General features: G+C 37.6%; 6 protein-coding genes and 3 pseudogenes. 8 read left to right on the plus strand and 1 reads right to left on the minus strand.

Annotated elements, in window-relative coordinates; all coding sequences use genetic code 11:
• Positions 1 to 32 precede the first annotated feature (32 nt).
• From cls to HT678_RS04315, 8 genes and pseudogenes are all read left to right on the plus strand, one after another.
• A complete protein-coding gene (gene cls / locus HT678_RS04280; RefSeq protein ID WP_000877323.1) occupies positions 33 to 1,565 on the plus strand; it encodes a cardiolipin synthase in 1,533 nt (510 codons plus the stop codon).
• Between the two features lie 255 nt (positions 1,566 to 1,820).
• Positions 1,821 to 3,359 (plus strand): damage-inducible protein CinA, encoded by a 1,539-nt coding sequence (locus HT678_RS04285; protein ID WP_050207603.1) that lies wholly within the window; start codon positions 1,821 to 1,823, stop codon positions 3,357 to 3,359.
• A gap of 119 nt (positions 3,360 to 3,478) precedes the next feature.
• Positions 3,479 to 5,686 carry an anaerobic ribonucleoside-triphosphate reductase gene (gene nrdD / locus HT678_RS04290; RefSeq protein ID WP_050207602.1) on the plus strand — a complete coding sequence of 736 codons (2,208 nt, stop codon included), beginning with the start codon at positions 3,479 to 3,481 and terminating at the stop codon, positions 5,684 to 5,686.
• 11 nt (positions 5,687 to 5,697) lie between these two features.
• Entirely contained in the window at positions 5,698 to 5,838 is a 141-nt protein-coding gene (locus HT678_RS04295) for a hypothetical protein (protein ID WP_000521618.1), read from the plus strand.
• A 43-nt stretch (positions 5,839 to 5,881) separates the two neighbouring features.
• Positions 5,882 to 6,388, plus strand: a pseudogene (locus HT678_RS04300) (GNAT family N-acetyltransferase).
• The gene (gene nrdG / locus HT678_RS04305) at positions 6,381 to 6,971 is read left to right on the plus strand and encodes an anaerobic ribonucleoside-triphosphate reductase activating protein (RefSeq protein WP_050222807.1); all 591 of its coding nucleotides are present in this window, start codon (positions 6,381 to 6,383) and stop codon (positions 6,969 to 6,971) included. Before HT678_RS04300 ends, nrdG begins: the two are co-directional and overlap by 8 nt.
• Positions 6,968 to 7,219, plus strand: a pseudogene (locus tag HT678_RS04310) (phosphoribulokinase); the annotation flags it as partial. The gene nrdG and the pseudogene HT678_RS04310, both read left to right, overlap by 4 nt.
• Positions 7,211 to 7,357 (plus strand): annotated as a pseudogene (locus tag HT678_RS04315) (transposase); the annotation flags it as partial. The pseudogenes HT678_RS04310 and HT678_RS04315, both read left to right, overlap by 9 nt.
• A gap of 272 nt (positions 7,358 to 7,629) precedes the next feature.
• On the opposite strand, the gene HT678_RS04320 reads toward HT678_RS04315, so the two are convergent.
• The gene (locus HT678_RS04320) at positions 7,630 to 9,768 is read right to left on the minus strand and encodes an ATP-binding cassette domain-containing protein (RefSeq protein ID WP_023939680.1); all 2,139 of its coding nucleotides are present in this window, start codon (positions 9,766 to 9,768) and stop codon (positions 7,630 to 7,632) included.
• Positions 9,769 to 9,937: the final 169 nt, after the last annotated feature.

The following is a 9,937-nucleotide window of genomic DNA, read 5'->3' on the forward strand; positions in this document are numbered from 1 at the left end:
GTTTTTAGCATTCAAAATATCAAGGAGGGGATATGAAATATAGAAAATTTCAATTATTGATGTCCAAGTATGGCTTTAGTCTTTCGATTATGCTACTTGAACTTTGTCTTGTTTTTGGTATCTTTCTTTATTTAGGACGCATGGCTCCCATTTTATGGATTACTGTCCTCATTCTACTGAGTATCATCACAATCATTTCGATAGTCAACCGTAATACGACTCCTGAGAATAAGGTAACCTGGTTGTTAGTAGCCTTTGTGCCAGTATTTGGCCCCTTGCTCTATCTGATGTTTGGTGAGAGGCGATTGTCCAAAAAAGAAATCAAACAACTGAAGAAGCTAGGCTCCATGCATTTCCAAGAAGCAAATAGCCAGCTACTAAAAGAGGAATTAAAAGAAAGTGACAAGGCGGCATATGGTGTCATCAAGTCCTTATTGAGTATGGATACCAATGCTGATGTCTATGATCAAACTGCCTCTACATTTTTTTCTAACGGAGAAGCTATGTGGAAAAAGATGGTAGAAGATCTCAAAAAGGCTGAGAAATTTATCTTCTTGGAATATTACATTATAGAAGAAGGTTTGATGTGGAATCGTATTTTAGAAATCTTGGAGCAAAAAGTTGCTCAAGGCATTGAAGTTAAACTGCTCTATGACGATATTGGCTGTATGGCTACTTTAACAGGAGATTATGCACATCGACTTCGTCAGCTGGGCATCGAGGCCCATAAATTCAATAAAGTTATTCCTCGTTTGACAGTGGCCTATAATAACAGAGATCATAGAAAAATATTGATTATTGATGGTCAGATAGCTTATACAGGAGGCATTAACTTAGCCGATGAGTACATTAACCATGTCGAGAGATTTGGTTATTGGAAGGATAGTGGAATTCGCTTAGACGGACTAGCAGTAAAAGCCCTAACACGCTTGTTTTTAACCACTTGGTACATCAATCGAGGAGAGATTAGTGATTTTGATCAATATCATTTAGAAAATCATTCTATCCCAAGTGACGGTTTAACCATTCCATACGGAAGTGGACCCAAGCCAATTTTTCGAACGCAGGTAGGGAAAAAGGTTTATCAGAGTTTGATCAATCAAGCAACGGAATCGGTCTATATTACGACACCTTATTTGATCATAGACTATGATTTAACGGAGACAATCAAAAATGCTGCTATGAGAGGGGTCGATGTTCGGATTGTCACCCCTTACATACCAGATAAGAAGTTCATTCAGTTAGTCACAAGAGGCGCTTATCCAGACCTTCTTTCTGCTGGTGTTCGAATTTATGAGTATAGTCCAGGTTTTATTCATAGTAAGCAGATGTTGGTAGACGAAGATTTTGCGGTGGTGGGGACAATCAATCTCGACTACCGGAGCTTGGTACACCATTATGAAAATGCAGTCTTACTCTATAAAACTCCTTCTATAATGGAAATAGCCCGAGATTTTCAAAATATATTTGCAGATTCTCAGGAAGTTTATCCCCATTCTATCAAAACGAGCTGGTATCAAAAACTTGTAAAAGAAATCGCCCAGTTATTCGCTCCAATCTTATAAGAAGTCTAGGACTGAGGACACAAACCAGTCCTCTTTTTCTTGCTTTTTACGAATAGAAAGATATAGGGAGGGACGATGCTGACTCAGAAAGAATTGGATTATATCCTGACATTCAAACAGACACATTTACACCGTTTTCGGGAAATTGAAACCTTTGTGAAACTATGTAAAAAATCACTTAAACAGCCATCGTAAGCTGACAATCCTAGGACTTTTTGATATACTAAGACAGATAAATTGAATAGGAGAAACGATATGAGTGTGTATGGTAGAGTAGAAGAAGTTCATCAGGAGAATCGTGAACCTCTAGAATACCAAATCAAACAAGAATTGCATCATCGTGAATCAAGTCGTCTTCCTTTGGTGAAAATTTTACTATGGAGTACGCTTGTAACAGGAATAACTCTAGGAGTACCGCTATTACTCGATTTAATGAGTGCACAGGAAGTGCAGGATTTTTATGCAGGTTGGGCGCTTCATCAGACAGGGAAGATTTACAGCGACTATTATGGAAGTCAAGGTTTGCTTTATTATTTGCTGACTTACGTGACTCAGGGCGGATTTTTCTTTGCCATCTTTGAGTGGTTAGCCTTGGTAGCAGGAGGATTTTTCCTTTTTAGATCAGCGGACACCTTGACAGAGCAAGGAGAGCAAGCTGGACAAGTGGTGACTATTTTTTACATGCTAGTTACAGGTCTTGCTTTTGGTGGAGGATATGCGACTCTTTTAGCGCTTCCCTTCTTATTCGCGGCCTTTAGTTTAGTTGCGGCTTACCTAAGCAATCCAAGCCATGATAAGGGCTTTGTACGGATTGGGCTGGCTTTGGCAGGCGGATTTTTCTTTGCTCCCTTGTCATCGCTCCTGTTTCTTGCTGTAGTGAGTTTAGGCTTGTTGGTCTTTAACCTTGGGCATAGACGCTTTGCGCATGGGTTTTATCAGTTTCTTGCAGTGGCTTTAGGTTTTTCACTTGTCTTTTATCCAACTGCCTACTATAGTGTTGCAACAGGAAGTTTTGGGGATGCCATTAGTGGTATTCGTTATCCTATTGACAGTATTCGCTTTGATTTCACTTCTAAAATTTTAGAGAATATAGCTTTTTATGGCTTGTTGTCCCTTGGTTTGGGATTTGTGGTTTGTATCTTTTTAGGTCTCTTTCAATCCAAACCCTCTAAACTATATGTCATCTCAGTGCCTGCGAGTCTTGTGACAATTTTAGGTTTGATTTTGCTTTTCTTTTCACAAGAGCCTCTGCACGCTTCTTATTTGATGGTCGTCTTCCCTGTTTTCCTACTTTTATTGGTAACCAATATTAAGAGTCAACAGAGGGGGCGTAGTGTTAGACGAAGACGAAGAGAAACGCCAGTTAGTCTATGGAGTCGTTTCTTCAAAGGAAATCTATATCTGCCAGTTTTAGGGCTTGTCTATCTCTTGACTGTTCCCTTTTTGATGAGGTTTGTCCTTTATCCGGTACCTTATCAAGAACGTAATCGTCTTGCTGATTTGGTAAAAGAGGAGACAAATACGGAAGATGCTATCTATGCATGGGATGATACTGCGACTCTTTATCGTAAGAGTGAGCGCTTGTCGCCATCGGCGATTTTGTCTCCCGTGCACTATACAGCAACTGAGGAAAATCGGAATAAGCTACTCAATGACTTGAAAGAAAAACAACCTAAGGTGATTGTGGTAAATGACAAGGTGCCAGTCTGGTCTGAAGTAGAAACAATCTTGAAAGAAAATTACCAACAAGTAAAGACTGATTACTCAGAGTTTAAAGTCTATAAAATCAAATAACAAAATCAATATCTTGTGTATTTTTAAAAATTTTAGGATTTTTAACACAAGATATTGATTTTTCTTTTTAGAGTGGTATAATACTTTTTAGAAAGAACATTTTAGAAAAGAGCATGCATATGATTGCACTAGAAGAAAAAATTACAATTTTGCCAACTCTCTTCGTCGAGAAACGAGATGGGAGACGTGTTGTATTTGATGTGGATAAGATTGACAAGGCTCTCCACAAGGCGGCAGACAAGGTTATGGATGTGACACCCTTGGTTGAAAAACGCCTCAATGCTCTGACTGAGCGAATTGTCACAGAAATTCATAGTCGCTTTCCACAGGGGGTTAAGATTTACGAAATTCAAAATATCGTAGAACATGAACTCCTTGAAGCCAAAGAATATGCGCTGGCTGAGGAGTATATCACTTATCGGACACAGAGGGATTTTGAGCGCTCAAAAGCGACAGATATCAACTTTAGTATTCATAAGCTTCTTAATAAAGATCAGGCAGTTGTCAATGAAAATGCCAATAAAGATAGCGATGTTTTTAACACCCAACGTGATTTGACTGCGGGGATTGTTGGGAAGTCGATTGGACTCCAAATGCTTCCTAAGCACGTAGCCAATGCTCACCAAAAGGGGGATATCCACTATCACGATTTGGACTACAGTCCCTATACACCGATGACCAACTGCTGTTTGATTGATTTCAAGGGGATGTTGGAAAATGGTTTTAAGATTGGAAATGCAGAGGTAGAAAGTCCCAAGTCTATCCAGACTGCAACAGCTCAGATTTCCCAAATCATCGCCAACGTGGCTTCTAGCCAGTACGGTGGTTGTTCAGCTGACCGTATCGATGAAGTCTTGGCGCCTTATGCAGAGAAGAACTACCAAAAACACCTCAAAGATGCAGAAGAATGGGTCTTGCCTGAAAAACGGGAAGATTACGCTTGGAAGAAAACTCAAAAAGACATCTACGATGCTATGCAATCCCTTGAGTATGAAATCAACACCCTCTTCACTTCAAATGGCCAAACACCTTTTACCTCGCTAGGTTTTGGTCTAGGAACTAGCCGTTTTGAGCGTGAAATTCAAAAAGCTATTTTAAACATTCGTATCAAGGGTCTTGGTTCAGAACACCGTACAGCCATCTTTCCTAAGCTCATCTTTACGCTTAAAAGAGGTCTTAACTTGGAAGAAAGAACTCCCAACTACGACATTAAGCAGTTGGCTCTTGAGTGTGCAACCAAGCGGATGTACCCAGACGTCTTGTCTTACGATAAGATTGTCGACTTGACAGGTTCTTTTAAGGTGCCTATGGGTTGCCGTTCGTTTCTTCAAGGGTGGAAGGATGAAAATGGTGTAGAAGTCAATTCAGGTCGGATGAATTTAGGCGTTGTGACGGTCAATCTTCCTCGCATCGCCCTCGAGTCTGAGGGCGACATGAATAAGTTCTGGGAAATCTTCAACGAGCGTATGAATATCGCAGAAGATGCCCTGGTTTACCGTGTCGAACGAACCAAGGAAGCGACACCGGCAAATGCTCCTATTCTTTATCAGTACGGTGCTTTTGGCCATCGTCTAGGTAAAGAAGAAAGTGTTGACCAGCTCTTTAAGAATCGTCGGGCAACCGTTTCGCTGGGCTATATCGGCTTGTATGAAGTAGCGACAGTTTTCTTTGGTAACAGCTGGGAAAGTAATCCAGATGCTAAGGAATTCACGCTAGACATCATTCGCGATATGAAACGCCGTGTAGAAGAGTGGTCTGACCAATATGGCTACCATTTCTCTATCTACTCAACACCGTCTGAAAGTTTGACAGACCGTTTCTGTCGACTAGATACAGACAAGTTTGGTTCTATTCCTGATATTACAGATAAGGAATACTACACCAACTCTTTCCACTACGATGTTCGTAAAAATCCAACACCGTTTGAAAAATTAGACTTTGAGAAAGTCTATCCAGAAGCAGGTGCGTCAGGTGGTTTCATCCATTATTGTGAGTATCCAGTCCTTCAGCAAAATCCTAAGGCTCTGGAAGCTGTCTGGGATTATGCTTATGACCGTGTGGGTTATCTGGGGACTAATACTCCAATAGACCGTTGCTATAAGTGTGACTTTGAAGGGGATTTTGAACCAACTGAGAGGGGCTTTGCTTGTCCTAACTGTGGCAATAGCGACCCTAAAACAGTAGACGTTGTTAAACGGACTTGTGGCTATTTAGGTAATCCTCAAGCGAGACCTATGGTCAATGGGCGTCACAAGGAAATTGCAGCGCGTGTCAAACACATGAATGGTTCAACGATTAAAATAGCTGGTCACCAAGTAACCAATTAGAAAGAAATGAAATGGGAAAATATCAATTAGACGATAAGGGGCGTGCACAAGTGACCCGTTATCACGAGAAACACTCTAAAGGTGGAGCTGGTAAGAAAGAACGCTTGCTCAACCTCAGAGAACAATTTTTAAATAAGAATAAGAAGAAATAAAAGTGAGAGTCAGCTCTCGCTTTTCTCATAGTGGGAGGTAAGGATGGAATTACGCAGACCAAGATTAGCAGATAAAGAAACAGTTTTAGAGATGATGGCAGAGTTTGAAAAGAGCCAATCAGCCCATGATGGCGGATTTTGAGATACAGAGAACTTTGTGTATGAAGAGTGGTTGGAAACAAATATGCAAAAAGAAATGGGAATAAACTTGCCTGAAAATCGTGTTCCTTCTATTCAATTTGTATCATTTGATGATGCAGGTCATACTCTAGGATTTTTGAATCTGCGATTGAGACTGAATGAGGGTTTACTGAATTATGCTGGCCACATTGGCTACTCCATCCGTCCATCAGAAAGAGGCAAAGGTTATGCAAAAGAGACTCTCCGTCAGGGCTTGAAAGTTGCTAAGGAAAAGAATATCAAGAAAGCTCTGGTGACCTGTAGTGTGAATAATTCTGCTAGTAGAGCAGTCATTTTAGCAAATGGTGGGCTCCTTGAGGACGTTCGTAATGGTGTGGAGCGTTATTGGATAGAGGTAGCGAATGAATAATCCAAAACCACAAGAATGGAAAAGCGAGGAACTCAGTCAAGGGCGTATCATTGACTACAAGGCCTTTAACTTTGTGGATGGCGAAGGCGTGCGTAACTCTCTCTATGTATCAGGTTGCATGTTTCATTGCGAGGGATGTTATAATGTTGCCACCTGGTCCTTCAATGCCGGAATTCCCTATACAGCAGAATTAGAAGAACAGATCATGGAAGATCTCGCTCAACCTTATGTTCAAGGCTTGACCTTGCTGGGAGGGGAGCCTTTTCTTAATACTGGGATTCTCTTGCCACTTGCTAAGCGGATTCGGAAGGAATTGCCAGACAAGGACATCTGGTCCTGGGCCGGCTACACTTGGGAAGAAATGATGTTGGAAACTCCAGATAAACTGGAACTCTTGTCACTGATTGACATTCTTGTCGATGGACGATATGATCGAACTAAGAGAAATCATATGCTCCAGTTTCGAGGTTCGTCTAACCAACGAGTTATCGATGTGCAAAAATCGCTCAAAAGTGGGCAAGTAGTGATTTGGGACAAGCTCAATGACGGAAAAGAAAGCTATGAACAGGTGAAGAGAGAATGAAGAAAAAAGACTTAGTAGACCAACTAGTCTCAGAGATCGAGACGGGGAAAGTCAGGACACTGGGAATATACGGTCATGGAGCTTCGGGTAAATCAACCTTTGCTCAAGAATTGTACCAAGCTTTAGATTCTACTACAGTAAATTTGCTAGAAACAGATCCTTATATCACCTCAGAACGCCATCTGGTAGTGCCAAAGGACGCACCAAATCAAAAGGTGACAGCTTGTCTGCCGGTGGCGCATGAACTTTTACCTCTTCCTCCCTACTCATCTGAGTACAATCCTATTGAGAAAACATGGGCTCATATCAAAAAGCACCTCAAAAAGGTATTACCAAGTTGCAATACCTTTTACGAGTCTCTTCTGTCCTGCTCTTGTTTCAATTAACTATATCTATAGAGTAACATAAATCTCAAAAAATGGGGTGCCCCCCTCTGTTTGTTATGCAAAAAATAGAAGATAGGATAGAGAATCGCTTTGATGATTTCAATCATATCTTCTATTCAAATAGTTAGCTCATTAAATTAATGATATTACTGAGTTCAATTCCCTCTCTTTTAATATCTTAAAGCCTCCCAATATCCATGACAATGAGATATTTTAGCTAAAATCAAAGAGTGTTCACAAAATTTGATGTAATAAACTCTTGATTAACATTGTTAAAATTGATTATTCAAAAATTTCCGGAGTTGCCTTTGTTTAACAGTGTTCAACCCCCATATATCCGATACTAACATCATCAATATAACAAGTGCAAAAATATATCCCATATTTGATAATGATGATAACGATGAAAAATAGGAGAAGTACACAGTCTTACTGAGATAAACTAAATTTAATCCTGTAGTTATTAGCACTGCACTAAAGAAAGATAAAAGAAAAATTAATATATTGTCAAAAAATATTATTGAAAAAATATACTTTTTCTTATACCCTAAGCTATATAAAATAGCTAACTCTTTTGATCTATTGATTATATATCCCTTATTTAAAAATGCAACTACTAATCCTATGACCAGAGAAATTACAGTCGAACCAACTATCAATATTCTCACTAAGCTACCATAAATATCACTAAAAGTTCCTGACCTCATATCATATCTGGAAGCTAATCGATACTTAGGAAATAGTTTTTGCAGATTTTTAGAAATAGTCTCTACATCACCAGTTATTTTTATTAACAATCCATCTTTGCTCGTCCCTACAGCATTTACATAATTTTCATAACTATCTACAATGTCTTTACTAGCCTTTGATGTTTCAGGAGTCAACGATAATATTTGTTTGTGATGCTCATATGATTCTTGACTTAAAAAATATTCAAGATTAGATTCTTCAAAATAAGATGAGTAAATTGGATAATTTGATTTCAAACTATTTTGATAATATGTTTGATAAACACCGCTAATTATTACTTTATCATTCTTTTTTTCCTTAGAGTATATATTTGCTGTTTCCAAATCAATTTCTTTTCTAAGAACTTTTTGATAGTCTTCAGTATTTAAATGTTGCAAAATAAAAGTATCTGGTACTAAAACTTCATTACTGTCATCCTTTGGATAGTCACCTGATAACAGGATTATATTCTCAGAATTATAATCTGAAATAAAGTATTTAGGAACATCGAGTTTTTGGAAATTGAATGAAAGTGAAGAAATTTTATTCCAGCCATAGTTAAACTTTCTTATTTTACTAGAAAAATCTTTTTCAGAAAAATTTAAATTTAAACTATTATAAGCATTGTTATAATTAGATTTTACACCATGATTAAATAAAATTACCTTCTCAATTCCATCAATAGATTCAACTTGTTGTTTATCTTTATCCGAAAAACCTATTCTCTTACCATCATAAGGGCTTTGTATATTATTTTCATTATAATCTTTTATTGTATCTGTATTGAGTTGCTGAGTAGATGCCACTATGACTCTTTCACTTATTCCAGAAAAAAAACTCTCAAAACTAAGTAAAGAAGCTGAACGATACGCAGTAAAGCCTAGTATAAAAATAGATATTATTAAAGTCATAGGAACTATTAGAAGTAATTGCCTCTTCATATTTCGAATTGACTTATATTTTACATAATCTATAGTAAAATTAAAGGGAATTTTTCGAGTATTTTCGTTGAAGTTATCAGATAACTTTATATTTTCCTCTGTTCTCCTGACTTCTTTAATTGTTTTATCTTTTATCTCATATACAACATCTGCCAAATTAGCCAACTCTCTATCATGAGTGATATAGAAAATAAGAATCCCTCTATTTCTAAGTTTTTGTAGATATTTAAAAACTAATTGGCTGGTTGAAGTATCTAAGTTTCCTGTAGGTTCATCTAATAGTAAAATCTTTGGTTTTTTTATGGCTGCACGTGCAAGAGCTACCCTCTGCTTTTGCCCTCCGCTTAACTCAAAGCAAAACTTAGATTTCAAATCAAAAATATCTAATTCTTTCATGATACTTCCGATATCTGAATCCGGTGCATTACTTGCTAATTTTAAATTTTCAAAAACAGTAAAGTCTTCCAAAAGTTTATAATCTTGAAAAACTAATCCTATCTTTGATTCTCTTAACTGCGCCCATGTATCCAAACTATATTCTTTTGCGTTTTGCTTGAATAAAGTATACTCTCCTTCATACTCCTGATCTAAACCAAATAAAATATTAAACAATGTTGATTTACCTGTTCCGCTTTCACCTATTAAAGAATAAATTTTATTTGAGTCTTCTATATTGAGTGTAACTGAATTCAAAACTATTTTTTCTTTATATTTTTTGTCAAGATTTGAAATTTTCAACATACCTTTTACTCTCCAATGACATCTAAAAATAATATGAGAACCTGCTGTAGAATCACGGTACTAGTTAATTTTAAAATAGTTCAAATTTATGTCAGTATGATTTTATTATTTTTAATTGACTAAGCACCATGGATATATAATATATTTTCCCAAAAATAAAAGTTGAGTT

It is taken from the genome of Streptococcus sp. 3167 (assembly GCF_013277175.1).
GTDB classification, from domain to species: Bacteria; Bacillota; Bacilli; order Lactobacillales; family Streptococcaceae; genus Streptococcus; species Streptococcus pseudopneumoniae.

What these genes read in the sequence shown, in the direction of transcription:
- nrdG (WP_050222807.1), top strand. Translation starts at nt 6,381, where the DNA reads ATGAATAATCCAAAACCACAAGAATGGAAAAGCGAGGAACTCAGTCAA.
- HT678_RS04320 (WP_023939680.1), bottom strand. Translation starts at nt 9,768, where the DNA reads ATGTTGAAAATTTCAAATCTTGACAAAAAATATAAAGAAAAAATAGTT.
- HT678_RS04295 (WP_000521618.1), top strand. Translation starts at nt 5,698, where the DNA reads ATGGGAAAATATCAATTAGACGATAAGGGGCGTGCACAAGTGACCCGT.
- nrdD (WP_050207602.1), top strand. Translation starts at nt 3,479, where the DNA reads ATGATTGCACTAGAAGAAAAAATTACAATTTTGCCAACTCTCTTCGTC.
- cls (WP_000877323.1), top strand. Translation starts at nt 33, where the DNA reads ATGAAATATAGAAAATTTCAATTATTGATGTCCAAGTATGGCTTTAGT.
- HT678_RS04285 (WP_050207603.1), top strand. Translation starts at nt 1,821, where the DNA reads ATGAGTGTGTATGGTAGAGTAGAAGAAGTTCATCAGGAGAATCGTGAA.